The 24883-nt window shown below is 57.5% G+C and carries 23 protein-coding genes; 18 read left to right on the forward strand and 5 right to left on the reverse strand.

Features of this window, described 5'->3' with window-relative positions; all coding sequences use genetic code 11:
- The first annotated feature begins 249 nt into the window (after window positions 1-249).
- The 8 genes from NH195_RS07725 (at window position 250) to NH195_RS07755 (ending at window position 8950) form a co-directional block, all read left to right on the forward strand.
- On the forward strand, window positions 250-1320 hold the full coding sequence (locus tag NH195_RS07725) for a tetratricopeptide repeat-containing glycosyltransferase (RefSeq protein ID WP_066705235.1): 1071 nt from the start codon (window positions 250-252) through the stop codon (window positions 1318-1320).
- Between the two features lie 248 nt (window positions 1321-1568).
- On the forward strand, window positions 1569-1796 hold the full coding sequence (locus NH195_RS21430) for a hypothetical protein (RefSeq protein ID WP_238379722.1): 228 nt from the start codon (window positions 1569-1571) through the stop codon (window positions 1794-1796).
- 244 nt (window positions 1797-2040) lie between these two features.
- Window positions 2041-2352: a hypothetical protein gene (locus NH195_RS07730; RefSeq protein WP_155846103.1), complete on the forward strand. Its 312-nt coding sequence runs from the start codon at window positions 2041-2043 to the stop codon at window positions 2350-2352.
- Window positions 2353-2639: 287 nt separating this feature from the next.
- The gene (locus NH195_RS07735) at window positions 2640-4382 is read left to right on the forward strand and encodes a sensor histidine kinase (protein ID WP_066705238.1); all 1743 of its coding nucleotides are present in this window, start codon (window positions 2640-2642) and stop codon (window positions 4380-4382) included.
- Window positions 4379-5707 carry a sigma-54-dependent transcriptional regulator gene (locus NH195_RS07740; protein ID WP_155846104.1) on the forward strand — a complete coding sequence of 443 codons (1329 nt, stop codon included), beginning with the start codon at window positions 4379-4381 and terminating at the stop codon, window positions 5705-5707. The genes NH195_RS07735 and NH195_RS07740 overlap by 4 nt, the downstream gene beginning before the upstream one ends.
- Window positions 5708-5830: 123 nt before the next feature.
- Complete coding sequence (locus NH195_RS07745) at window positions 5831-6841, forward strand: C4-dicarboxylate TRAP transporter substrate-binding protein (protein ID WP_066705241.1); 1011 nt, start codon at window positions 5831-5833, stop codon at window positions 6839-6841.
- Window positions 6842-6906: 65 nt separating this feature from the next.
- A complete protein-coding gene (locus tag NH195_RS07750; RefSeq protein ID WP_066705243.1) occupies window positions 6907-7539 on the forward strand; it encodes a TRAP transporter small permease subunit in 633 nt (210 codons plus the stop codon).
- 10 nt (window positions 7540-7549) lie between these two features.
- Window positions 7550-8950 carry a TRAP transporter large permease gene (locus NH195_RS07755; protein WP_066705245.1) on the forward strand — a complete coding sequence of 467 codons (1401 nt, stop codon included), beginning with the start codon at window positions 7550-7552 and terminating at the stop codon, window positions 8948-8950.
- A gap of 520 nt (window positions 8951-9470) precedes the next feature.
- Here NH195_RS07755 and NH195_RS07760 read toward each other — a convergent pair.
- The 5 genes from NH195_RS07760 to NH195_RS07780 all read right to left on the reverse strand — a co-directional run bounded on the left by NH195_RS07760 (window position 9471) and on the right by NH195_RS07780 (window position 13075).
- Window positions 9471-10193, reverse strand: coding sequence for a hypothetical protein (locus NH195_RS07760; protein ID WP_066705247.1), 723 nt, complete (start codon window positions 10191-10193; stop codon window positions 9471-9473).
- Window positions 10194-10320: 127 nt separating this feature from the next.
- Window positions 10321-10908, reverse strand: coding sequence for an HAD family hydrolase (locus NH195_RS07765; RefSeq protein ID WP_066705249.1), 588 nt, complete (start codon window positions 10906-10908; stop codon window positions 10321-10323).
- Between the two features lie 13 nt (window positions 10909-10921).
- Window positions 10922-11320 carry a bactofilin family protein gene (locus NH195_RS07770; RefSeq protein WP_066705251.1) on the reverse strand — a complete coding sequence of 133 codons (399 nt, stop codon included), beginning with the start codon at window positions 11318-11320 and terminating at the stop codon, window positions 10922-10924.
- Window positions 11320-11754 (reverse strand): thermonuclease family protein, encoded by a 435-nt coding sequence (locus NH195_RS07775; RefSeq protein WP_238379723.1) that lies wholly within the window; start codon window positions 11752-11754, stop codon window positions 11320-11322. Before NH195_RS07775 ends, NH195_RS07770 begins: the two co-directional genes overlap by 1 nt.
- A gap of 109 nt (window positions 11755-11863) precedes the next feature.
- On the reverse strand, window positions 11864-13075 hold the full coding sequence (locus NH195_RS07780) for a Y-family DNA polymerase (protein ID WP_066705253.1): 1212 nt from the start codon (window positions 13073-13075) through the stop codon (window positions 11864-11866).
- A gap of 41 nt (window positions 13076-13116) precedes the next feature.
- Between NH195_RS07780 and NH195_RS07785 the strand changes: the two genes are divergently transcribed.
- From NH195_RS07785 to NH195_RS07830, 10 genes are all read left to right on the forward strand, one after another.
- Window positions 13117-13422 carry a hypothetical protein gene (locus NH195_RS07785; RefSeq protein ID WP_155846105.1) on the forward strand — a complete coding sequence of 102 codons (306 nt, stop codon included), beginning with the start codon at window positions 13117-13119 and terminating at the stop codon, window positions 13420-13422.
- Window positions 13423-13575: 153 nt separating this feature from the next.
- Window positions 13576-13914 (forward strand): hypothetical protein, encoded by a 339-nt coding sequence (locus NH195_RS07790; protein ID WP_066705257.1) that lies wholly within the window; start codon window positions 13576-13578, stop codon window positions 13912-13914.
- 131 nt (window positions 13915-14045) lie between these two features.
- Window positions 14046-14378 (forward strand): hypothetical protein, encoded by a 333-nt coding sequence (locus NH195_RS07795; RefSeq protein WP_066705259.1) that lies wholly within the window; start codon window positions 14046-14048, stop codon window positions 14376-14378.
- Window positions 14379-14701: 323 nt separating this feature from the next.
- Window positions 14702-17233 (forward strand): AAA domain-containing protein, encoded by a 2532-nt coding sequence (locus NH195_RS07800; RefSeq protein WP_066705261.1) that lies wholly within the window; start codon window positions 14702-14704, stop codon window positions 17231-17233.
- Window positions 17230-18327: a hypothetical protein gene (locus NH195_RS21435; protein WP_066705263.1), complete on the forward strand. Its 1098-nt coding sequence runs from the start codon at window positions 17230-17232 to the stop codon at window positions 18325-18327. The genes NH195_RS07800 and NH195_RS21435 overlap by 4 nt, the downstream gene beginning before the upstream one ends.
- On the forward strand, window positions 18327-19844 hold the full coding sequence (locus NH195_RS07810; protein WP_066705265.1) for a phospholipase D-like domain-containing protein: 1518 nt from the start codon (window positions 18327-18329) through the stop codon (window positions 19842-19844). The genes NH195_RS21435 and NH195_RS07810 overlap by 1 nt, the downstream gene beginning before the upstream one ends.
- Window positions 19841-21250, forward strand: coding sequence for a sigma 54-interacting transcriptional regulator (locus NH195_RS07815; protein ID WP_066705267.1), 1410 nt, complete (start codon window positions 19841-19843; stop codon window positions 21248-21250). Before NH195_RS07810 ends, NH195_RS07815 begins: the two co-directional genes overlap by 4 nt.
- Window positions 21251-21581: 331 nt before the next feature.
- Window positions 21582-23120: a hypothetical protein gene (locus NH195_RS07820; protein WP_238379724.1), complete on the forward strand. Its 1539-nt coding sequence runs from the start codon at window positions 21582-21584 to the stop codon at window positions 23118-23120.
- A gap of 186 nt (window positions 23121-23306) precedes the next feature.
- A complete protein-coding gene (locus tag NH195_RS21440) occupies window positions 23307-23624 on the forward strand; it encodes a hypothetical protein (protein WP_162265855.1) in 318 nt (105 codons plus the stop codon).
- 680 nt (window positions 23625-24304) lie between these two features.
- Window positions 24305-24883: IS1182 family transposase (locus tag NH195_RS07830; RefSeq protein WP_066703577.1), on the forward strand; the 579-nt coding region annotated here is incomplete at its 3' end.

The raw sequence follows: 24883 nt of genomic DNA on the forward strand, positions 1-24883 counted from the left end.
GGCCTCGTGGATGATCTGCTCGGCGGCGACACCACGGGTGGTCTGCTCGATCCGGTGACCGGCCTTGTGGACGGCCTGCTCGGCGGTGACACAACCGGCGGCCTTCTCGATCCGGTGACCGATATCGCCGGTGGTCTTCTTGGTGGATTGTCTGTCCTCGAAGAGGCGTGATGTTAAGCTAAGAAAAGTGAACTATAGGTCGCCCTCGTTTGCCGGGGCGACTTTTTTCTTTGTTGGAAAGGCGGTGAAATGACAATTTGTTTGAATATGATCGTCCGAGACGAAGCGCATGTTATCGAGAAAACACTAAAGAATATCTGCAGCGTTTTTCCGATCACCTACTGGGTCATTTCGGATACCGGATCGACTGACAACACCCCCGAGATTATAAAGAAGACATTTCAAGAGCTAAAAATACCCGGCGCGTTGACGAAAGATACCTGGGTGAATTTTGCCCACAACCGCAATAAAGCTCTAAAGAATTGCAGCGGAAAATCGGACTACGTTTTGTTCTTCGATGCAGACGACTGGATCGAAGGAACGCTCGAGCTCCCTGTATTGAGTGCAGATTTATACAGCCTGAAGATGGAGAATGAAGGACGCACACGGAGATATTCGCGCCCTCTTCTCGTAAGAAACTGCGGCGAATTACGCTGGAGAGGCGTCGTGCATGAATTTATTGAACTGCCCGGAGGTAAGCGAAAGGCCTTGGAGGGAGAATACGCCATCATTTCAGGTCGAACCGGTGCGCGTAGCATTGATCCGGAAAAATATAAGAAAGATGCATTGCTTTTGGAGCGGGCGATACAGTCGGGTGATGATCCAGACCTTACTCCCAGATATGCATACTATTGCGCCAACAGTTGGCGGGACCATGGAGACGCAGATCGAGCGCTTAAATGGTATGTGTCGAGGACCAAGCTATCGGGTTGGATAGAAGAGACCTACATGGCTTTTCTTGAAGCTGGCCTGCACCTAGAAAGGATACATCGAGCTGATCTCGCGTTAGATTTTTTTCTGCGGGGTTATGACTTAGTCCCGGACCGAGCTGAATGCCTCTACCATGCCACCCGGTCGCTGAGACACAGGGGGCAGTTTCGCGCTGCATTGATTTTGGCAAAAGAGGTTGCCTGCATTTCGAAGCCTTCTGGGAACAGACTTTTTATAAACGATGCAATTTATGATTTCTGGGTTGCTTATGAGCTGCTGTTTCTGACGGGGAAAGAGGGTGGGAACCCGCGAGATTTGCCCTGTTATGAGAAATTCATGGCAAGTAAAGCACCTAAGTCGAGCAAAGATTCTTTGATGCAGTTTTCGTGATAGCACCCTCCCCCTCTCATAAAAGAACGAATCTTTAGGATGTAACATGCATCCCTTAGTTGGTGTCGGCGTAGCACATTCTCGCAATGTTGAAGCAAGGTATGTATGAGATGTCGCTGGATTTTCGGAAGCCTAAACCTAAGCCTTTTCTGAGGGTCATCGTGATCTTTATCGTCTACATTTTACTTGGCCTTGTCCTGTTGACGTCAAGTCTTGGAGTATTGGTGTTTTGGTCTTAACGTCCTTCGGTGTGGATCAAACGATCTCGGAAACTGTTTCGCCAGGTTGTCGGCTCGACCTTTGACGCGATTAAGGATCAGCACGGGATGGGCGTTGAACTCTCTGTTTTCCCTGCTGTTCCCGCAGCCTGTGCCATCGAGTTCCAGCGGACATGGCCGCCGAAACCCCATCCGGAGTTCAAGGTTTTTGATCAAGTGCCTGGGCAAGGCTTCATCCAGCGTCACTCACTTTCCTAGGTCTGCAGCATCAGATTCTTGAAGCTAAGGCCGCAGAGCTCAGCACGCTCACCCCCAGCACCACCATAAAACATTTCCTGGCGCCAAAGCGCCGGTGTCTGCATGGCGGGTGCTGGTTCGCCAAGAACCACAAAGAACCGCAAATTCAACTCCAGATGTGGACAACTCCTACAGGCCAATTCCGTACCTTCCCCCGTGCCGATACCCTTTCCTTGACGTAGACAGCATTCAAGGGGTGAGCACATTGCCTGACAGGTTCTTTGGCATTCTTAATGCCTCGCTTTACTTGGGCTGCACATTTATATGCTACCTCGGCTTCAAAGATGCTTGGGAAGTCAGCCCGTATATCCTCGTTCCGACTTCGATGTTTGCTGGGTTCCTGTACATGCTTTTCGGAACTGGCATCACCATCGGTTTCGTCAAAAGCCTCCTGACGTTCGGCGGAATATTTCAAAGTACAGTTCTGGACGTCACGGCATACATTCTGGGCTTCCTGATTTTTTACGCTTTCAACGTCGCAGGCGCGACCATCCAGCTCTCAAAATACATCCAATAGATACAAAACAAGGAACGCAGCATGATCTATGAAGGCAGTTCATCCCATTAGCTCACGCTCGCATTGCGCCACAGTTTTAGACAACACCTATGACGATCCGTGGGGAGGCAAAGACGTGGAAGCGGCGCAAAAGCGGCAGCTGTTCGACTGTCGCGTCGAATATTATTATGTTGTGTGTATCGGGCGGTGCAAAACTGGTCCATCCGCCGCGCTTGACCTCGTCGCACAGCGCGTTGGACTGTGTCATAAGAGGGCATGGAGCTGGCAGGATATAAGGGGCAGGCGGCATGAAACAGCGCAGAGGAGGCATTGCGATCCTCGCTTTGAGCTGTGCGCTGATCGCACTTGTTCTGCTGTTTCAGGGGGCCAGAATCTATTTCACCGCGCAGGAGCAATCCAAGGCAACGGGACGTCTGTCGCTGTACCGTTCGACGGTGATTGCCGAGTTGGACCGCTTTTCGCACCTACCCTATGTCTTGGCGCGAGATCCTTTCGTGCAGGCGACGGCGGAGGGCGGGGATCGCGCGGCGCTGAACATCCGTCTGCGCGATTTCGCAGAGCGTGCGGGCGTCGATGCTATCTATCTCATGGCGCCGGACGGCGAGACGATCTCTGCCTCGAACGCGGGCACGGCGCTCAGTTTCGTCGGACAAAATTACGGCTTTCGCCCCTATGTCCGCGCCGCGCTCGAAGGTGAGCAGGGGCGGTTTTACGGCATCGGCGCCACCACCGGCTTGCCGGGGTATTTCATCTCCGACCCGGTGCGCGATGCGGCGGGGCAGATGATCGGCGTGATCGCGATCAAACTCGATCTCACCGATCTGGAGACCGCCTGGCGCGGCGGCGGGGAACAAGTGCTCCTGGCCAATGACGAGGGCGTGGTGCTTTTGTCCTCCGACGAGGCCTGGCGCTACACCTTGTTGCGGCCCTTGTCCGACGAAGAACGCGCGCGGATCGACCGCAATCGCCAATTCAGCGGCGCCGATCTGCGCCTGTTGGATTGGGATATTCAAAGCCAACACGCCGCACGGATCGGCGGCGAAGAGGTGATCCACCTGCAAACCACCGAGCTGCCGCACGGCTGGAGCCTGCATTATTTCGCCAGCCGTGAACGCGTCGTGACGCTGAGCTGGTTGGTGACGGCGCTGGCCCTCGGGCTCGCGGCCGGCGTGGTGATCCTCTACCAGATGCGGCGCACGGAACGGATCGGCGCGGCGCTCAAACGCTCTGAGGCCGAGGAGGCGGAGCTACGCCTGGCCAACGAGCGCCTTGGCCAAGAGATCGAAGACCGCCGTGCCGCCGAGCGCAGGTTGCAGCGCACGCAAAAGGAGTTGGAGCGCGCCTCGCGTCTGGCCGCCTTGGGCGAGCTGTCGGCCTCGGTTACGCATGAGTTGGGGCAACCGATCGCGGCTCTGAAAAACCACATCGCGGCGGCTGAGATTGGCGGCAAGACGGACCCCGGCCTGTTGTCGCTCCTCTCCGGGCTGACCGAGCGGATGGAGGGGCTGACACGGCAATTGCGGTTTTTCGCGCGGCCCTCTCAGCGCGGCTTGGAACCTGTCGATCTCGATCAGGCGATGGACGAGGCGCTGGCGCTTGTTGCGCCCAATCTGGAGCAAGCCAATGTGACGCTCACCCGCACGCGGGCGGAGCCGCCAGCGGTGATCAAAGGCTCGAAACTCAGGATCGAACAGGTGATGACAAACCTCTTGCGCAATGCCGTGGATGCCATGGAGGACGAAGGCGACGCACGTCTCGATGTGACCACAGGTTTAGGCGCGGGTGAGGAAGGCGAAAAGATCGGCTGGTTCGAAATTCGCGACACCGGGCACGGTCTTGGCGCCGCCACGCTCGATGAGCTTCAGGAGCCTTTTGTGACCCGGCGCGCCTCGGGCGAGGGCATGGGGCTTGGCCTCGCGATTTCTGCCAGTATCCTGCGCGAACATGGCGGGCGGCTCACCGCGCACAATCGCGATCATGGCGCGGTTTTTCGCGTGGAGCTGCCGCTGATGGAGGAGGGTGAGGGATGATGGACACAGCGCTCAGGGTTTTGGTGGTCGATGACGATAAGGCGATGCGTACATCTCTGATGGATTTGTTGACGGCAGCAGGCTATGAGGCGGAGGCTCTGCCGCGCGCCAATCTGGTTGTCGCGCATCTCGCTGAGCGCCTGCCGGATGTCATCCTGTCTGATGTGCGGATGCCGGGGATGTCGGGGCTAGAGCTTTTGGCCGCCTTGCCGCCCGAGGCACCGCCTTTGGTGCTGATTTCAGCGCATGGCGACATCGCAACGGCCGTTCAGGCGATGCAGGGCGGGGCCTATTCTTTTATTGAAAAGCCCTATGAACCGCGCCGCCTCTTGACAATCCTCGCCCATGCAGGCCAGCAACACCGGCTGCATCAAAAGACCGAACGCCTCAAAGCCCGGCTGCGCAATCTTTCGGGGTTGGACAAGGTGTTTCTGGGGCAAAGCTCGGCGACGAAAATCTTGCGCGAAGAGGTTCTGACCGCTTCCGATAGCCCGGCCTCCGTATTGCTGGTGGGCGAAACCGGCACTGGCAAGGATGTGATTGCCCATGCGCTGCACGACCTTGGGCCGCAATCGGACGGGCCGTTCGTCGCACTCAATTGTGCAACCTTCTCGCCAGAGGGGTTCGAGCGTGAAATGTTCGGCGTCGAGGGCGGCGCGCAGGGTAAGATCATGCGCTCAGATGGTGGCACGCTGTTCCTCGATGAGGTCTGCGCCTGTCCTTTACCGGTTCAAGCCATGCTGTTGCGAATGCTGGAACAGCGCGAAATCACGCCCTTAGGGGCGAGTCATTCGCGCAGACTCAACTTTCGCGTGATATCCGCCACCAACGAAGACCCGGAGGCGGCGGTGGAGGCGGGGACGCTCCGGCGTGCTCTGCTGCACCGGCTCAACACGGTGCGTCTGGACCTGCCGACATTGCGCGCGCGGCGCGACGACCTCCTGATGCTATTCACACATTTCACATCTGAGTTTGCCCGCATTTATGAGATCACGCCACCTGCGCCCGATGCCGAAGGCCTTGCGGTTCTGATGGGGCAGGACTGGCCGGGCAATGTGCGCGAGTTGCGCAATGTGGCGGAGCGGTTTGTCTTGATGGCGCGGCGCGGTAAGCCCTCGGTGGCAGCGGCGTTGCGCTCGGATCAGATCGGGGTGCCCGACACGTTACGCGAGGCGGTGGCGGCCTTTGAACGTGAGGTGATCGCACGGGCTTTGCGCGCCAAAGCGGGACGGATGGATGCTGTGGCCGCATCCTTGGGGATCGGGCGGCGGACGCTCAATGAAAAGATCGTCAAGCTGGGTCTCGACAAGGAGGCGCTTTTGTAAGGCGAAGGCCCTGCGGAAATCCGCAGGGGGCGAGCGCAGATCCTTGCAGATTCCTTCATAGGGGAAACGGCAAAGCCGGTGCATAGTCCTTTCAGACACCTCAAAATGTCTTGGGAGGACATCATGAATAAGATTTTGGGACGTGCGGCCATGGCCGCGCTTTGCGTTGGCTTTGCAACCGAGGCGATGGCGACGGAGTGGAACGTATCGCTCTGGGGCAAACGTCGCGCTTTCACTGAAAATGTCGAGAAAATCGCGGAGCTGGTCGCCGAGAAGACCGACGGCGAATTCACCATGAACATCTCTTACGGTGGCTTGTCGAAGAACACCGAGAACCTCGACGGTATTTCCATCGGCGCTTTCGAGATGGCGCAATTCTGCGCGGGCTATCACCCGGACAAGAACCCCTCGATCACCGTGTTGGAATTGCCGTTTCTGGGCATCGACAGCCTTGAGTTGGAGCGCGAGGTCTCCATGGCGATCTACAACCATCCGGCGACGGTCGAGGACCTTGCCCGCTGGAACGCCAAGCTTTTGATGCCGACGCCTCTGCCGCAATACAACCTCGCGGGCGTGGGCGCGGCGCCGCATTCTATCGACGATTTCGCAGGCCTAACGGTGCGCGCCACCGGCGGCATCGGCGCGGCCATGTCCGCCTCGGGCGCTGTGCCGACGTCCATGTCCGCCACTGAAGTGCGTCAGGCAATGGACAGCGGCGTGATCCGCGCCGCCGCCTTTGCGCCGCATGCGCATATGTCTTTCGGCACCGCCGAGATCGCGACGTGGTGGACAACGAACCTGAACCCCGGTGCGGTGAACTGCCCGGTGGTGGTGAACATCGACGCCTATGACATGTTGTCGGACGCCGAACGCGAGGCACTTGATAGCTCGGTGTCCGAGGCGATGGATTACTACATCGACTATTACAACGAACAAACCATGGCCAAATGGGGCCCGCTGATCGAGGAAAAAGGCATCGAACAGGTGACCTTCTCCGACGACGACATCACGGCCTTCAAAGCGGCGGCAGCGACGCCTGCGGCAGAGGCCTGGATCGCGGAGAACACCAAGCGCGGCCTGCCTGCGCAGGAGCTTTACGATCTGGTGATCGAGACGGTCGCGGCCTCGAAATAAGGTCAAAGATCACGACCCGTCCTCGACCGAGGGCGGGTTTTTCCGATTTCAAAAGGGGATGAGCGATGGCGGGAACAGCCACGGTCCTGACCGATGACAGCCGGCTGAGCCGAGTGGATCAGGGGTTACACAAACTGGAGCTGATGCTGGCACTGTTGAGCGGGCTGACGGTCTTTGGCCTGATGCTCTTGGCGGTGGTCTCCGTCGGCGGGCGCAATTTTTTCAACCAGCCGCTGCCGGGCTATGTCGACTGGATTCAGCAGGCCATGCCTTTGATCGCTTTCATGGGCATCTCCTATACCCAGCGAAATGGTGGCCATGTGCGCATGGATATGCTGGTGGGGGCGCTGAAGGGCCGTCCGCTCTATGTCGCGGAGCTGATCACGACCTTGGCGATGTTCGTCTTCATGGTGCTCATGGTCTGGGGCACTTGGGCGCATTTCCAGCGCAGTTTTGATTTCGGAATGCCGCTTTGGAGCCGCGACAGTTCGATGGATATCAGCCTGCCGCTCTGGCCCGCGAAACTTCTCGCTCCCGTTGCTTTCGGCGTTCTGACCCTGCGCCTCGCGCTTCAGATCGTGGCCTATGTGCGCGCCATCATCACGGGTACCGAGAACCCGGTGGCGGTGCCGCTGCCGATCGATATGGCGACACAGGCCGCGATGGAGGCCGAACACGTCTCCGGCAAAGACGAGTGAGGGCAAGAGCATGACATCCATTGAAATCGGACTAATCGTTTCCGGCGGGCTTCTCGTCATGGTGGTCTTGGGCATGCGGGTGGCCTTTGCCGCCGGGCTCGCGGGCATGGTGGGACTGATCTGGATTTTCTGGTCGAAAAAGGGCTACGATCCGGAGGCCTTTGGCTGGGCGCTGACCGTGGCAGTGAAAACCGCAGGCCAAGTGCCGCATTCGAAAGTTTCGTCTCAGGCGCTCTCGCTAATCCCGACCTTTATCCTCATCGGCTACCTCGCCTATTACGCGGGGCTGACCAAAGCCTTGTTCACAGCGGCTAAACGCTGGATCGCCTGGGTGCCGGGCGGGCTTGCAGTGGCGACGGTGTTTGCGACGGCGGGCTTCTCGGCGGTCTCCGGCGCGTCGATTGCGACCTCTGCGGTCTTCGCCCGGATCGCCATCCCCGAGATGATCGAAACCGGCTATAACAAGAAATTCGCCGCCGGTGTCGTGGCCGCAGGCGGTACGCTCGCCTCATTGATCCCGCCTTCGACCATCCTCGTGATCTACGCCATCATCGTGGAACAGGACGTGGGCAAACTGCTCTTGGCAGGCTTCCTGCCGGGCATGTTCTCCGCCTTTGTCTATGCCGTGCTGATCGTTGGCTTGTCGGTCGCGATCAAGGGCTTTGGCCCCGCAGTGGGCGGCTTTACATGGAAAGAGCGGTTCCAATCCCTGCCACCCGCAGCCCCCATCATGATCGTGGTCCTGACCATCGTCTTGTTCGTCTACAACCCCTTCGGCGGCGAGGCATGGGGCACGCCCACCGAAGGTGGTGCCATCGGGGCCTTCGTCGTCTTCCTCATGGCGGTTTACAAGGGCATGCGCTGGGGCCAGTTCCGCGACGCGCTTCTGGAAACCGCGAAGCTCTCGGTGATGATTTTCACCATCATCTGGGGTGTGCTGGTCTATGTCCGGTTCCTGGGCTTTGCCGATCTGCCGGGGGCCTTCGCCGATTGGCTGACCTCTCTGACCATGTCGCCGATGTTGATCCTCGTGTGCATTCTTCTGGCCTATGCCGTGCTGGGCATGTTCATGGACGCCATCGGTATGCTGCTTTTGACCCTGCCTGTGGTTTACCCGGCGGTCATGGCGCTCAATGGTGGCGAGATGGTTTCGGCAGCGGATTCGGCCTTTGGCATGTCCGGCCCCATGTGCGCGGTCTGGTTTGGCATTTTGGTCGTGAAAATGGCGGAGTTCTGTTTGATCACACCGCCCATCGGCCTCAACTGTTTCGTGGTCGCGGGCGTGCGCGAGGATCTGTCGGTGCAGGATGTGTTCAAAGGCGTGACGCCGTTCTTCATCGCCGATGCGATCACCATCGCGCTTTTGGTGGCCTTCCCGATGATCGTGCTCTGGCTGCCGATGCAGGCCTGACACGGGGAGAGAATTGAGACAGGGCGGCGCGGGGAACGCGCCGCCCTTTTCGCGTTACAAACCGGCTGGCTTTGACGTTTGATCGGACGCAGACAGCGAACACCCAGAGTGGCCTTCAGCTACGCGTGCGGGCGCCGGCGGTCAGCATTTATGTTGTCAACGGCGGAGTAGAAACCTAGCATATCGCGGCGCAAAAGTAGACCACTTATGGGTTGAACCTGACGGGCGCACAGAGCGCCGGCGGCCAGTCAGCCGACCTTCGCAGAAATCTGTTCCGCACGCAGCTATGGCGTGTCCGGCAATCTTATTTAGATCGAGCACTTAACCAAATGAGACATGCGTACACAAAGGGTTGGGATTGTGCATACTTCCGCCCAAACGTACGCGAAGATATTTGAAATACTCCTTTACGTGAGAATTTCGATCGACACCCTGACGGCCATCGCCGTCAATGGAACAGCACTGTACCTATTGCTCAAGACTTAAATAGGCCGATATATTTCCGGCAGCCAATCAGGTTTCAATGCCGGACGACTGCGGGCACCTCATCATCTGTATCCAGCCGAAGCGCTTCCCTCCAAAGCGCCGTCTTGAAACACATCCAGTCTTGCCGGCTACCGCCCTCAACCTCATGGACCGAGATCAACCCTGCCCATTCCTGGGGCTTCAGAACGTAACTGGAGAACGCCGCAAGTTCCCGCCACCCGGCATTGTCCCAATCCGCTCCTTCCCCGTAGAAAAGACCAAAGAGCTGCTTCTCCGACAGCCCCTGCTCCAGTTCGACATTCATCACGTTGAGCCAGACATCCCATGTCCCGAAAGGGCGCTCATCCAGACGACCGTATGAGGTGTGATCAACTTCGAGCAGGAAGAACGGGAGCAATTCGCCGAAGAGTACACCGGGGGTTGTTAGGAGGTCCTTCCCCTTCCTCGTCAGAAGAAACTTGCCCTTGTAGTGACGCCCGAGCTTCCGCTGCAGCAACAAAAAATGCACAATCTGGATCGGCGGAAACTCGTACTCGTTGACCACCTTGCTGACTTTGAAGGCCTTCTCCGGCCCGTATCCCGGCCAGTCGACATGCTCCAGGGCCCAATGGACGAACTTGCGCTGAAATGCCTTCGTGGCGGTCAATCCGATACCATTGTTCTCGGCGGCATACTCCATGGTGCGCCGCGCTGCGCGGAGCAGTGGGGAATGTTCCAGGACGGGATTGTCATCAGAGAGCGCGAGAAATTCGATCATGGTCCACCTTCATGGATAAATTCGCTGTCAATCGGCAGGGCAACGGCACCCTGACATAACTCAGAACATGGAATCCCCCTATATTTCCGAGACAAGATCCGCCTGACACTCCAGCAGTCGCCGAGGATCACAACCAAGCCGATAAAAACTGATCGACATGGATGGCCCGCATTCTCGCCGCCCTTGGTCCATCGATATCTGCGGAAGGCGTGTCGCCTACGAACAGGATTTTGTGGCGAGGCACGCCGGCGGCCGCGACGACCAATTCGTAGATTTCGGGATCGGGTTTCATGTAGCCTACCTCGCACGACATGATCCTGAAGGCAGGCCTCACCTCCGCAAAACGTTGAAGGGCAGGAAGGTAATCCGGGCTGAGATTGCTGCATATCCCATAGGGCACAGGCAGAGCCGACAGCATTTCCGAGACACCAGTTCGCAGCCGGACCGAAGCAACCTCGCGCGCGATGTCTGCCTTGGCCCCAACGATCTTGTCCACGGTGGCACCACCCTGGATGGCTTCGTCGACTTCCTCCAAGGCCAGATCCGTGGTCATCGCAAGACGACGCATCCTCTCGACCTTATCCAAGGTCATATTACGCCTCAAAGATGCGAACGGGCGGCGGCGATCCGTAATTTCGACAAGTGTTTCGAAGAGATCGAAGCAGATCAACTCAATCCCCTCGAGACCATGTTGATGCACCTCGGTTTCATTCATCTTGGCACCCTCATCATGCTGGCGGACGAATGGAATTTGAGCCCGACGCCATGCGAATTGTCCCATTCACGGATGCGCCTTCCTCAACAGACAACATACTGGTGGCTATATCATCAGATTGAACCACGGCCTGGGCTTTGATGGCCAAGGACTTCGCTTCAACTGGGCCACACACCGCTCCAATGACAGTCAAATTGCGCGCCGTTACCCCGCCCTCTAGCGACCCATTGGCTGCAACGATGACGGTATCGAGCGCTATATCTCCGACAAGCCGCCCATTGATCTCCAAGATGCCGGGCCCCTGGATATCCCCCTCAATGAAAAGGTCTTCTTGCAGAACGGATCGATGTCGCTGCGTCGTCATTGTCTGTTCGCCTTCTTGGGCATGATGATCTGCCTTACTGCTCTCCATCAACAATATCTCGCCCGACGGATCTTGGACTTTGCGGCTGGCGTCTCGTATTTTCGATATCGACCGCCCGAATATCGCGCACAGTCCAAAGCATGCCCTTGGCTCACCGCAATTGCAGCAATGTCCTGGCCCTCGAGAAAACAGACACCGACCCAGCGATCATAAGTACGTTCTCCGTTCAGCTCACAGGTCACTACCTTGCCGCCGACCAGGCGTCGCATAAACAAAGCGGCGTCTTTTCCAGCCCTGGTCGAGACTTCGGGACCATCCAAGCCATTCAGACGCACCGGCGTGCCAGCAACAACGATGGTATCCACATCTCGCACTTTTGTGACGCGGCCCTCAATCACACGCCCGCCGGCATTCAAAACAGACGGCATCATAATAGAGGCGATTGCAAATCCACATATGAGCTTCTTGTTGACCCAATTCATTTTGAAAAATCCTCTCTTCAATATGCGCGCGCAAAACCGTCTGACGTCGCGATGTGCCCCCTTAAAGCAATGTCACGCCTTATCCTGAATGGCCATAGTGGCGCCGATCTCACCCCTTTTCGAAAAATCCGTAGTGCGGCTTCGAATGTCCAAAGGACACGGTGTCAGCCCCGAACCTCCGATTGATGTTGTCCACCACCTTGCCGAGCTTTTCACGCTCGGTTCGCGCGGCCTGTGGCAATGGCAGGAACAGATCTGGCACCCGCTCCTCCAATCGCTGGATACGTCCAAGTTGAACCCCGACTGACATGTAATTCCGGCACCCGGTCCGGTCATAGAACCGACGCCAGAGAACCCTGTGCAGCTCTAGGAAATGCATCGTGTCCTGACTGGGAAATGTGCTGATCCCGTCCGCCCACCATCCCTTGGGGCGACAAGACACCTGGATGGAGAAATACCGCGCCAGATAGCCATCGCGACGCAGACGCGCCGCCGCTTTTTCGACAAGCCACCGCGAGACGAAATAGGCATTCGGCAAGCCCCGGTTTTCCGGAGCAAGAACCTTGCTATTCCCGTAGCCATTGCGCCGCGTCGGAACGAGAGGAATATCCTCTCCCTTGAGCGCACGCACGAACCTCTCCCCCTCCACGGAGCGCCAGATCATCCGCGCATGACGAGGATCCAACCGATAAAGGTCCGGAATTGTGTGAATACCTGCTGCACTCAGCTTGCGATGAATCCCCTTGGCAATGCCCGGTAACTTGTCCAATGGCATCTCAGCCAGGCGCTCTGGCATATTGTCCGGGGACAACCAGGATAAGCCGTCCGGTTTTTCCAGTTTGCCGGCGATTTTCGCAAGCAAGTGATTGGGGCCAAGACCAACAGATGCTCCGATAAATTGTCCTGCTTCTGACTTGATGAGAGATTTGATCTCCTGCGCTTTCGCAACTGCCCGGTCCAAGTCAAAATCGACGGCGGACAGACGAATTTGGAACTCATCCACAGACCGGATCCGCTCGACTTCCGCAATCCTGTCTATCGCCGTCGCAATCCTCTGGTTCATCCGAACATAGACCTTGTGGCGGGCCCCCACCAAGGCAATCCCGGGGCAAAGTTTTCTGGCCTCGTGGATCCGGGTTCCTACGCCGATCCCCAGAGCTTTCGCATCATAGGAAGCCGCCACAATAGCTCCCGCATCATTGTCGACCGCTGTGATGCCAACAGGTCTCCCCCGCAATTCTGGCCGCAACTGCTGCTCCACAGACGCGTAGAAGCTGTCCATGTCGATGTAGAGAGTCCGGAACTTCGCAGTGTTCGCCATTTCAGAATCGCCAGATGTTCGCTATTTGTTCTTGTATGGATATGAAAGGCAAACTCGGCAACGTTTCTTTTGGCGGCAACTGGAGTGAGGACATCCTCGCTAAGGATCAGCTGAATAACATCCTCGATTTTCTTGATCTTGTGGCCCGTAATTGTGCGGATGAAGATATGCGCAGCGACAGGCTGGAACATGCTTTGACCTATGTGTCCGAACATATCGAAAAAGGGGAGACGCTGGCCGAAGCGCTTCGAAAAGCACTTGCACTTTTTGAACCTCTGCAGCGGCAGAAGGCTGCCATCAGGGCTGTCCGACTGATTGGAAGATCCGTGCGCGAAAAGGGTACATGACTTCATTTTTCGCAAATAACTCAATGTCTTAAATGGAATCTGGAGGGCGTTTTATTGTTGCGCGGTCAAAACAAATCGGCTTACCTCAACTCGGGACTGATCCCATTTCGAAACATTCATGCTGACACGGACCTATTCATAGAAAGCCCCCCAATGAAACTTACAGACTTTGCTAAGCAGCTTCCTGAGAACTTTACTGAGCAGGAATTCGTCGACCTGATGAACCAGGTGATTGACCTAAAGACAATCGTCGACCTTCCCGCAACAGAGCGCAGTGCCTTGTTCAATGGCGTTCAGTATCTCGTCGACTACATCTTGCTGGCCCAGGAGGCGAATGGGAAACTGCGCACTCATGAAGGCCAGTATGTGTTGGATTACAGCGGCCCCTTCATCCCGCACGTGTTGGTTCGGCCGAAAGGTAAGGAACTGGACCGTGGGGTACTGGAGACCTTCGGCATTGGGGAGGCCGACAAGTATTTTGGGGATGCATAGACCAATGGTCCTAACCTGCCATGGGACATCCCCTGAGCACGACTGACAACAATGACCTAGCCGCCAATACCAAGATCATTGCCGTGAGGCATTGGTGGCCAGGCTCACCAAGGAGAAGCGACAGACAGCTCATGAGTGACCGTCCCACGTTCGACGATATACGACGAGAGCAAGAAAGCTTCATCGGTCCTCCTGAGCCCCCACGGGGACCGAAGATGCCGCGGAAGCTGACCGAGGCTGATGAGATTTATGCCGATACGCTGGTCACGGTGTCGATCATTCGCACTGCGTTCAGGGCTGGACAGCCTGTCGATCCAGAGCATCTCCCTGAGAGGCTTGTCGAGATCATTGAGGCGAATTGCGTGCGCTCGAACATGCCCATGGTGGATGGTCGGCAGCACTACAGGGCCGATGATGTCGTCAAGGCGCTGGACATTTACGGAGGCGAGACGACGGATGAATAGCTCCGGGAACTGGGGAAAGCAGAAGCTCGAGTGATGCTTCGGCGGTCATCGACTGGGCATGCCCAACACGAAGGGCGCGATAGTCGTGTTCCGTGCTCCCGAAATCGGATCTAAACGAACTACCGCTGTTTCGGAGATATTGGCCGGAAGGATACCCGGCGAAACACGCCCTGATTGAAAATACATTTTAGAATAAGCGGGTGAATTCGCCCGCTTTATAGAGATTATTCCCCGCCTAATTGCATTTAGTTCGAGCCAAACACCCGATATGACTGGTCACATGAAGCGCCAGAAAGGCGCATATAACGAAAGTAATTGACCCAATGGCATTTCTCAACTTCGCGGCGATTGAGCCGCATCGACCCGACATCCTCATGAAGAACGCCTTTTTCGGCCTCAAGGCTCCCTATGACTTCCTGTCCGGTGCGAAAAAGCGGTTGGAGGATCCCGATAATCTTCTTCACGTCGCATGGACCGTCGAGGGAGCCCCCGATGATGAAAACCCTCAGCGCTCAAGTGGAAGAAAGGGAAAGAAGCCTAGGAAACAGAGCGACGGATTCTGGGTGAGCCTGAATAAGCGTGGCGGTGAGGAATTGTCCGAGGCAGAACTGCGGATATTTACTGACCCGGAGATCGAGAAGGTTGCCTGGATCGAAGGGGAGAAAACCGGAGCCGCCCGTGCGAGAGTAACGTTTCGCGAGATCGAAATCCTCGAGCATGATCCCGATGCTGGACGTCTACGCCTCGCGGCCTTGCCGCCCGAAGGCAAGACATTGACGCTGCGCCCGAACACTTATCAGTTGCGCAAGCAGCTCGGCGCGATCGCGGCGCTTCAAAACCGGCCGCATCCTGCCCATCGTCCACTGCTACGGCTACTGCAGCAGGAGGCCTATGCCAAATGGCCGACCCCCATGCAAGCGCCAGAGCCCGAGTGGATGGTTCTGACCGATCCCGACCGCCCTGGCGCATACGAGCAGCGCGAGTTCGTGTGCCGCGCCCTCGCCACCCCCGATTTCGCCCTGATGGAGGGCCCGCCGGGATCAGGCAAGACCACAGTGATCTGCGAGCTGATCCTGCAGATGGCACGCATGGGCAAGCGGGTGCTCCTTTGTGCCTCGACGCATGTCGCGGTAGACAATGTGCTGGAAAGGTTGATGGCGGAAGGCAATGCGTATCGCAACCTTATCATTCCGGTGCGGATCGGCCGCGATGCGAGCCTGTCCGACGAAGCAAAGAAATGGACCCTGAAAAGACTAGCGAAGCAGGAACGCCAGCGCCTTCTGGCGTACCTTGGCGAACTAGCAGCGCCAGATACAGCCCAGCAGAGGTTGCTGAACGAACTGCGAGCAGCGCAAGGCGATCACATTGTCGAGCGCCTGCTGCTCGACGAGGCCAATCTCGTCTGCGGCTCGACGATCGGCATCCTGCAGCATCCCGATATTAAAAATGGCGGCCAAGCAACGCCCACCTTCGACATGTTGATCGTAGATGAGGCCTCAAAAACCACGTTCCAGGAATTCCTTGTTCCGGCGTTGTTGGCAAAACGCTGGGTACTGGTGGGGGATCCGAAGCAGTTGTCGCCCTATGTCGATGATGACGGTGTTGCTGCAGCGCTTGACGATTGCCTGCCCGATGATGACCGCCGGAATGCTTGTGTCGATACATTCCTTGCTATGACGGGCAAGCGCGGCGCGGCGGCGTTGGTCGCAAACGCGAAACAGGAAACGATCTGGCGCGAGGAAGCCGAGGCCCGTGGCGTCGCGATCCGTGCGCCCGATGACTTGGATGCGGCGCTGGCCGATATCGTGATCGGCACCGAGGCTGAGCTCGAGGCCCGGCCGCAATCGTTGCGTATTGATCTGGAAACCATTCGCGCGCCCAAAGATGCGTTGCCCACCCTCCGTCGACGCCACGCGGCCAATGGTGGCGCGGAATCACCCAGCTGGGGCCATGAACTCGCTTGGCGTCAAGTGACGCTTTACAGCCTGCGCGGCGAGACAAGCAACAAGGCGGAATCCCTACGTCGAGAGACTGAAAAGTTGTTGCCTGCTGCGGCGGATGACAAGTTGAAGGGCGCGATCACGCTGACCCGTCGTGTCGCACTACCCTCAGTGCTCGAAACTCTACGTCAAGGGTTCGAACGCAGCGGGGATCGCGATCGCGGCAATGCGCTTACCGACGGACTGCCGGAAGAAGTCTTGGAAGATCGCCACGTGCTATTGTCTTGGCAACATCGGATGCATCCTGAAATCGCAGACTTTCCCGGTAATGCCTTCTATGACGGCCAGGCGCTGCGCTCGGGCGATGCCATGCGAATCCGCCGCTGGGGCTGGCGCGAAGATGAGCCCCGCATGACCTGGCGCGATGTTCTTGGTGGGTTCAATGCGCGAGAAGGCGGCAACCGCAAGGAAGTCGACGAGGCCTTGCGCGAATTGCGGGCATTCGTGAATTGGGCGAAGACAAATCCACCTTTGGACGGCAGTTCATGGGAAGTTGCACTTCTTTCGCCCTATCGCGTGCAAGAACGGGCACTACGCAAGGCTGTTCAAAAGCTGGCAGGCAGGACGTCACGCTCGCGACGCATCCCGTTCGGGCAGCATTGCGTCGTCGATATCTGCACCGTCGATCGGTTCCAGGGCCAGGAAGCGGACATGGTGCTTCTCAGCTTCGGCAAACCCCATGCCACGCATTTCCTGCGCGCGCCCAATCGGCTGAACGTTGCCCTGACTCGGGCGCGCCATCGGCTGGTTATCTTCGGAAATCATGCCGGCATGAAAAAGGCGGGCGGTAAGCTTGGAAGTCTGGCCCAATCCGCCCCTTGGGGCCGTAGTATCGCACAAGGAGAGAAAAAATGATCCCCGCCTTCACCCTGACACGGACCATCGAAATCCGTGTCACCCGTTTCGCCGGAGAGGTCTCGAAGGAGGAAAAACGGCCCGAATTGATGCCATTCCTATTGATGGCGCGTGATCATGGCGCAATTTCCGCAGGTTCAGCAGCACGCCATTTGCTCGGCGTATCCGAAGGACGCAGGCAGATCGCCAGACGGCTGTTGGAGCAACTCGAAAGGTCCGGTGCGCTGTACGCGTCGGAAAGCCGGGAGTGGAAACTCTCTGCGGCGGGCCACGAGGCGCTGGAGAAGGAAGCCGTGTTCATCGCAGAGCGTAGTAGCTGGGAGATCTGGCATACCCGTGACCCGCTGCTGCCACATGGTTTGATCCAGTTGCAAGTATACGAGGAACCGAAAGCGTTCGAAGAGGTCCGGCATGACGCACCGAAGCGCAAGGCGGAACGCCCGCACAAAACGCTCGACGAGCTCAAGGGTCTGCGCTTCGCGCCGATCATGGGCGGGGAAAGACGGCGCATCGACGATTTGCCAGATCAGGTGGAGCCGCACGAGACAAGGACCGGAACGCTCAAATGGGAAGTCGCAAAAAGGCGCCTCAGCTTAAAGATCGACGGGGAGAGCTTCGATCTTCCTGCTCCGGAGCTTTCCCACCACGCCACCTTCGAGGCGCTTCTGGCAACCGTAGGATTGACCTCAGATTGGGATAAGAGGTCGGAGGTTCTGCACCGCAGCTTCTCCGACCTGCCAGACGCGTCCCGGCGCAGTATGAGCGAGGATGTTACATTTCCGAGCCCCGTCCGGCTGCATGGATATGGAGATTTCGACACGGCGACGGTCTTGGGGATTGAGATTAACGCCCGCACCCGCTCCGACGCCGAGGCCTGGGCCGAGTGGCGTCTCGAAGACGGGGTCAACGAGATCGCCTGCTCTCGGCGTTTCGCCGAATGGCGCGCGCAGGCGGCTGCGCCATTCTCCGCATTTATGCCACTCGCCTTGCCCGACCGGGCGGATCTTGCCGCTCGCACCCGTCCCTCCGAGACAGGCGCTCCTATGAGCGCTGTAGCTTGGAACCTGACCGCCGCCGAAGATTGGAACCTGTGATGCTAGACCGCCAATTCAGTTTTGAAGCACCCCGTACCGAAACCGTGTCACAGATCGGTCGCCCGCTCGGCATGGCCTGGGTGCCGCAACTCCAATCCATGTCAAAACCGCTACTTGGAGGGAGCGACCTGCTGCCCGCTGATGCTAGCCGCCGCCTCGAAGGCGCACTGGTGAAGATGATCGGCGCCGCACAGGAGATGGTCGTGCTTTGCAGCTTTCTGCTCGCTTCAGACCGTCTAAGTAATGCGTTGGAGGCCGCCGCTCGTCGCGGCGTGCGCGTCTATATGATGCTTGCCTCGGAGGCCCGCCTCGGGCAGGAGCGAGAGGAGGATGACTTCTCGAAACACTGCCGCAAGCATCATGAGGAGATGCTGCGGCAGCTCGCTCCGCACGCCATGATACGCAGCGCAGCGCATTATCACGCCAAGACCGTGCTGATCGACCCAAATCGCCCAAATGCGCAGGGTTGGCTGCTGACCGCCAACCTCACCGACGAGGCCCTGTCCCGCAACGAAGAACTCGGGCTATGCCTGACGCCTGAGGAAGTCCGCTCCGTCTTTCTAGAGTTGCGCCATGCGATCTGGGAACGCGCAGAGCACCGGATCAGTGGTACCGATTTCAGACCTGCCAGATCCCTCGGAGCCGTCGACCAACCCCCTGCAGGTCTGGCCCTCGTGACTTCGCCGCCTCGCCACTCAATCCAGGACACCGCCCTTGACCTGATCGAAGGGGCGAAAGGACAAATCATCGTCTCTTCCTTCGGCTGGGCGTTGGATCACCCGGTTACCCAGGCCCTAATCGGTAGAGCGAAAGCTGGTGTGGAGGTCACGGTACTCGCGCGGATCAGGCCCGCGGCGATGCCCGCGCTGACCGCTTTGGCCGAAGCAGGCGCCGAAGTGTACGGTTTCAATTGGCTCCACGCGAAGGCAATCTGGACCGCCGGAGACCGTGCTATGATAATGACCGCGAACCTGGAATGTCATGGTATGGATGATGGGTTCGAGCTTGGTCTTTCTCTGTATGGTAAGCGCGCGGAGAGTTTGCGGCATATCCTCAAGGGATGGGAAGGTACGGCTCCATATCGGTTCGAGCTCGAAGCGAAGGTCACGCCGGACTTGGAACAAGTGAAACTGTGGAAGGATGGAGGCCTGAAGGATCTGGAAATCGCAGCCAACCGCTCCGTTGATCTCGGCACCGTCGAGATGCGCTCACTGACCGACCTGCTGCCCGAGCGCCCGGCTCTGCCTGCGGAACCGCCACTGGCGAGAGAGCTGACTGTGACATGGCGTATCGATCCGCCCCGTGTGGCAACGCGGGCGATCCATATTGATGCGAATGGCAAAGAATTGAAGAAAGCCAAGGAGGATAAAACGCCTATGAGTTGGCCTGCATGGATGCGCGAGCCTTCTGGACGTCGGGTGGTGGTGGTATCGGATCTTGCACAACTTGATGAAGCCAAGCGTCTCGCCGAAACTACACGCGCAAAAGCCGTGGTTATGAACCGGAGCGTAAGATGAGCACGGAAACCTTGCTTTGCTGGGCGTCGGTTAATCACGGCACGTCGGTCCTGACAGGGGCGCTGGAGGCCTTGGCTGGGCAGGGCCACTCTATCGAGCGGGTGCTACTGCTGGTGCAGGAAGGGCGAGAGGCCCCCTCAGACCTACCAGAGCACCTGCAGATCGAGACCATTTCGCTCCCTGTCGTCGACCCCACCGACCATGCCGAGCTTTATGAGACACTGCGAGAGGAGCTTCTGCCGCGCCTTGCAGCGCTGGAGAAGCCGCTGCATGTGAATGTCTCGCCCGGCACGCCAGCGATGCATGCTGTCTGGCTTGTGCTGGCGGCAGGCGGTGCCTTTCCGCCCGGCACTCGGCTGTGGTCCTCGCAACGCCCTGATCCGCGAGCACCGGCACGAATGGCCCCTGTCAAATTCGAGCCGACAACCTGGTTGTCGACCCTGCGGGAAGCTTTAGTGCAGGTTCCAGAACGGGCGGCTTACGACCCTGAAGCGCTCACGGCCGTCCGGCGCGCTGCGCTAGATCGGCTCGCGCGCTATGCTCTGGTTCCGGGCGTGCCGCTCCTGATCCTTGGTGAGCGTGGTGTGGGCAAGACCCGGGTCGTTGAAAGCCTTGTCGCGAAACTGAAAGGCGATCGTCATGTCGTTACGTTTTCCTGCGGCCATTTGAGAGGCGAAGGGGCCGAAGCGTTGCTGTTCGGTCATGCGGATGGCCCCCAACACAAGACGTCTGCGGCTGGCAAAGGGCTACTGCACAAAGCGGACGGCGGGATTCTGTTCCTTGACGAGGTGCAGGACTTACCGCGTGACACCCAGCGTCTTCTGCTGCCCGCGCTGCAAGGCAGTGTGCGCCGCTGGAGACGGCTTGGTGAGACCGAGCAACAGGAGGCACAATTCGATATTGTCTGCGCCTCAAACCTTCCGATCGCCGAACTTGAGAAGACGCTCGATCCGGATTTCTTTGACCGCATCGCCCACCTGCAGGTCGAATTGCCGCCCCTGCGCGACTGCCCTGCGGACCTGCGGGCCGACTGGAGCCGAGTTTGGCGCGAGACAGGCTTTCCCGATGGTCCTCCGTGGAGCCCGACGCTGGAACGCGCCCTGACGGAGGCGCGTCTGCCACGAAACATCCGCGATCTGCAACGCCTTGCCGCGATCATCGTTTCGACGCGGCCCGATGGGCCATGGCCCGTTTCCTTGCAGCGCCAGGCGCTCGAAGAGTGGCGCGCTACCGGAGCCACCCCGCCGGGAGATTTCGGCACCGGAACTCGCAAACAGCGGCTTCACTGGTTCCAGACGCGGCTCGCGCTCTGGGCAAAGGAACGATACGGCACATGGGAGGCGGCGGCGTCCGAGCTCGCCTGCGACGAAAGCACCTTGCGGGGTGATGCGAAAGGCAAACCTTAATTCGAAAGTAGATGAGATGGCGGACCTGAAACGTTGAAGCAACTGAAGTTGCGGCCGTCTCCCCAAGTGACGATAATGTCTGTCGGCATATTGATCAGAAGGCTGCATCTGATTGCTGCATGGTGATCCTAAAGTCCGCAACGATCTAATGGCGGCCAGGCACCCCGCCAAGCACTACCGGCAGTTCTGGGCGCTCCCGCCATAGCTCGAGCAAAAATCTTCACGAGGCTGCTAGCCTACGCTAGATTGTTCCTAAACATTGTAAAAATTCCCTCAGGGCACTTTAAATATGGATCAGGAAAGTCGACACAGACCTAACCGAACGGTGAGAGTGGCAAATGCGACCGGACGTTCTGCGCTATTTTTGGCTAAGATCGCTGGAAAAGCGGGTTGGGCAATCGCCAAGCCAGTGGGGCGGCAGACGGGTAAACTCGCCGCAAAGGGGGGGAAAGCTGTCAAAGATCATGCGACTGTTAAAATCGCTGAATTTGAACTGAGGCATACCAAATATACTCCGGTGAATTTCTTCGAAAAGGGAGCGATCTCTTTGGAAGACCTCATCGATGCGCTTTTGATTGAGAAGCGTGGCACGTCGGCAAGGATCGTTACAGCACTTTCTGGAAAATTGGCTGCCGCTGGTACAACAGCAAGTCTATTTTCTATCGCATCTATTCTTGGAACGGCCAGTACGGGAACTGCCATCTCTTCGCTTTCAGGTGCGGCTTTCAACAGTGCTGCGTTGGCATGGATTGGTGGAAGCGTCGTAACCGGTGGGTGGATTGTCATGGGCGTGGCTGCCGCTGGAGGAGCGGTCGCATACTTCGGATCTCGCAAACTTGTTGAAAAATGGACTGGAAAAAGGCGCAAGAAGAAGTCCTTGGATGCGCAAGAAATGGGGTTTGTCGAGACGTGTCTGATGTTGGCAACAGCCTTTCGTGAACGAGCAAATCAAAACGCCGTTTTGGACCCGCTCACCGCTGAAACACTGCTGCACAACTTAAAGCATGATCTCATTGAACAGCTGGATGTCTGTATCTCCAAAGTCAGAGACTGGCCAGATATTCCACTCACGCGGCTTGAAGATCGCAAAGTAGATCTGGTCGAGTTATTCGAATCCTTATCGACGTTTCACAGTCAACAATCCTTAGCCAAAAGAAAATCCTCAGTGGCAGTCCCAGTCGTTACAGGTGTTGTATCCGCCACAATATTGAAATTGATGTCGGAGAGCCTGTCCTCATTTACACAGAATGAGAAACTGGTTCTTCAAGCACTACGTCGGTCGAACAATAGCCTTTCTGATGCCGGTGAACTTGAACTGTCAGAATATGTTCAATCGCTGTCCGTAGAGCAAATTGCCGGGCTCAAGAACAACGTCAAGGGGATCTACCATGAACTCGCGTTTCAACGGCAAGAGAATCTGGATGGTGACGAATACATCGTTGAGCTCTTCGGTGATACGAACCACGCCGGCGCAGATGTCCGAATTATCAATATCGTGACCGGCGATATTTCCGAGGTTCAACTCAAGGCGACAAACTATGCATCGTATGTACGTGAACACAACGACAAATACGAAAACATCGACGTGTTGGTAACCAGCGAAGTCGCTAACACTTCTCCAGATTGGTATTCCTCAGGTTTCAGCAATGCCGACCTTACGGCTGAAACGTCTTCAGCCTTACACAAGCTCGGTCATGGAATTGATGCCGACATTATTGACAGTATGGGGGTGGCCGCAATGGTGACCTTGACGGCCAATGCAAAGTCCATGTTGAAGAGGGAATCTCTTTCAATAGAAGCGAAACAAAAAATCATCCAGGACGGAGTAGTGGCCGCAAGCGTTGCTGGATTGGTGCAGCTTATTATTTAGCTTAAAGAGACTGAGGCAATATGAGCTTTCGTCCACCAATTGAGTTTACCGCCGCTGTGAAATGTCTCTTTCGACGGGCCACAGCGCAACCTCACAGGCTGAACACCAACGGCAGAACTGGGCCGTTCAAGCTCGGGCGTAGCGACTCTATCCCGCTCTGTGCAGATGTAACTTCAAATCAGCCCATTGCTGGCAGAACTCATCAATGCGGACCTCAATCTCTTCGCTGGGGTTCAGCACAAAGAATGTCCTCGGACTGTACGCGGTCGCCCGCACTGCCATGCCCGGCATCCCGAACTCGCCCAGCCAATGATCGACCTCAGCGTCATGGCCGCCTCGCCGCCGGGTATTGTGATGATAGATTACGGCGCATCGACCTTTGGCCAACTCCTGCACCTCTGCGAGGGGCATCTGCTTGCCGAACTTCGCCCGCCCTCTTCGCCAATCGGCGTCATCGATGATACCATTATCCGGGTCTGCGAATACGAGATCGCACGGGGATAGCCTCTCCATCACACGCTTGAACCAAGCGGTGCGCCAGTTGCGGCGTTCACGAGGTGATATCGTACTGCTATCTACGCTCTCGTCAGATGGGATCGCACCCTCCAACACCGGCAACAACGAGTTGATCGAGCGCGCGTCCCTCGTAATGTTTCGAAGATGGCTGAACAGGGCCGGGTCCAAGTGTTCGTACCGTTGCGGTTGATCGAGATAGGTGATGTGCCGCCCATCCCTGTTGTGGCTTTCGTCCGGGTACCGGTACCACGCGACGCCCAATTGTCGTCCTAGGGATAGGGCTCTCAGCAGACCGAGCTTTACAAAGTCTCCAACATCTCCGGCATAACGGTCTTGCACTTGGAGTAACCTCTTCCTTGTGTGTCCATGTATCACCACCAAGTCATTAGTGGATTGCAGGCGTGTGGGCCACTGATCTGCGATGACGGCTGTAAACGCTCAGATGAATATTCGCTTTTTGAAGCTTTGGGGGCGGTGGGTCCAATTTCGCACTTGCAGCGAATGGCCGGTTCAAAGGGCCGCGCTGCGGCATTCAACACGCCACATGATCGGCGGCTGCGGGCCGGAACGATAATTTGGACAAAAGGGCGTATTTTGTTGAAAAACTCGTGCTTGATCGGTGTGTGATCTGCTGTTTCAATTCTTCCAACGGACGGGAGGATTGACCGATGATGGGTCCGAGGCAGGAAGCGCAGGCATCGCTGTTTTACGAGTTCTCGCTTGAGGATCACGTCCCTCAGGATCATTTGCTGCGGTCGATTGATCGGTTCGTCGACTTGGGCAGCATCCGTGCTCATCTTGCTGAGTTCTACAGCCGCACGGGCCGGCCTTCCGTTGACCCCGAGCTGCTGATCCGGATGCTTCTGGTCGGCTATTGTTTCGGCATCCGGTCGGAGCGGCGGCTCTGCGAAGAGGTGCATCTGAACCTCGCCTATCGCTGGTTCTGCCGCCTCGATCTGAACGACCGGGTGCCTGATCATTCGACGTTTTCGAAGAACCGGCACGGTCGTTTCCGCGAGAGCGAGCTGCTGCGCCATCTATTTGAGACAACGGTGGCGCGCTGCATCGAAGAAGGCCTGGCGAGTGGCCAGCGCATGGCGGTGGATGCCAGCCTGATTGAGGCAGATGCGAACAAACAGAACTCGACGTCAAAGGAAGACTGGGATGCTTCAACCATCGAGCCCGCTGATGCGCCTCGTGCCGTACGCGAGTATCTCGACACCCTTGATGAGGCTGCATTTGGCGCA

The organism is Celeribacter ethanolicus (assembly GCF_001550095.1).
Lineage (GTDB): Bacteria > Pseudomonadota > Alphaproteobacteria > Rhodobacterales > Rhodobacteraceae > Celeribacter > Celeribacter ethanolicus.

Coding starts and splice junctions, on each gene's coding strand:
- NH195_RS07725 (WP_066705235.1), top strand. CDS start 250: ATGACAATTTGTTTGAATATGATCGTCCGAGACGAAGCGCATGTTATC.
- NH195_RS07735 (WP_066705238.1), top strand. CDS start 2,640: ATGAAACAGCGCAGAGGAGGCATTGCGATCCTCGCTTTGAGCTGTGCG.
- NH195_RS07740 (WP_155846104.1), top strand. CDS start 4,379: ATGATGGACACAGCGCTCAGGGTTTTGGTGGTCGATGACGATAAGGCG.
- NH195_RS07745 (WP_066705241.1), top strand. CDS start 5,831: ATGAATAAGATTTTGGGACGTGCGGCCATGGCCGCGCTTTGCGTTGGC.
- NH195_RS07750 (WP_066705243.1), top strand. CDS start 6,907: ATGGCGGGAACAGCCACGGTCCTGACCGATGACAGCCGGCTGAGCCGA.
- NH195_RS07755 (WP_066705245.1), top strand. CDS start 7,550: ATGACATCCATTGAAATCGGACTAATCGTTTCCGGCGGGCTTCTCGTC.
- NH195_RS07760 (WP_066705247.1), bottom strand. CDS start 10,193: ATGATCGAATTTCTCGCGCTCTCTGATGACAATCCCGTCCTGGAACAT.
- NH195_RS07765 (WP_066705249.1), bottom strand. CDS start 10,908: ATGAATGAAACCGAGGTGCATCAACATGGTCTCGAGGGGATTGAGTTG.
- NH195_RS07770 (WP_066705251.1), bottom strand. CDS start 11,320: ATGGAGAGCAGTAAGGCAGATCATCATGCCCAAGAAGGCGAACAGACA.
- NH195_RS07775 (WP_238379723.1), bottom strand. CDS start 11,754: ATGAATTGGGTCAACAAGAAGCTCATATGTGGATTTGCAATCGCCTCT.
- NH195_RS07780 (WP_066705253.1), bottom strand. CDS start 13,075: ATGGCGAACACTGCGAAGTTCCGGACTCTCTACATCGACATGGACAGC.
- NH195_RS07785 (WP_155846105.1), top strand. CDS start 13,117: ATGAAAGGCAAACTCGGCAACGTTTCTTTTGGCGGCAACTGGAGTGAG.
- NH195_RS07790 (WP_066705257.1), top strand. CDS start 13,576: ATGAAACTTACAGACTTTGCTAAGCAGCTTCCTGAGAACTTTACTGAG.
- NH195_RS07795 (WP_066705259.1), top strand. CDS start 14,046: ATGAGTGACCGTCCCACGTTCGACGATATACGACGAGAGCAAGAAAGC.
- NH195_RS07800 (WP_066705261.1), top strand. CDS start 14,702: ATGGCATTTCTCAACTTCGCGGCGATTGAGCCGCATCGACCCGACATC.
- NH195_RS21435 (WP_066705263.1), top strand. CDS start 17,230: ATGATCCCCGCCTTCACCCTGACACGGACCATCGAAATCCGTGTCACC.
- NH195_RS07810 (WP_066705265.1), top strand. CDS start 18,327: ATGCTAGACCGCCAATTCAGTTTTGAAGCACCCCGTACCGAAACCGTG.
- NH195_RS07815 (WP_066705267.1), top strand. CDS start 19,841: ATGAGCACGGAAACCTTGCTTTGCTGGGCGTCGGTTAATCACGGCACG.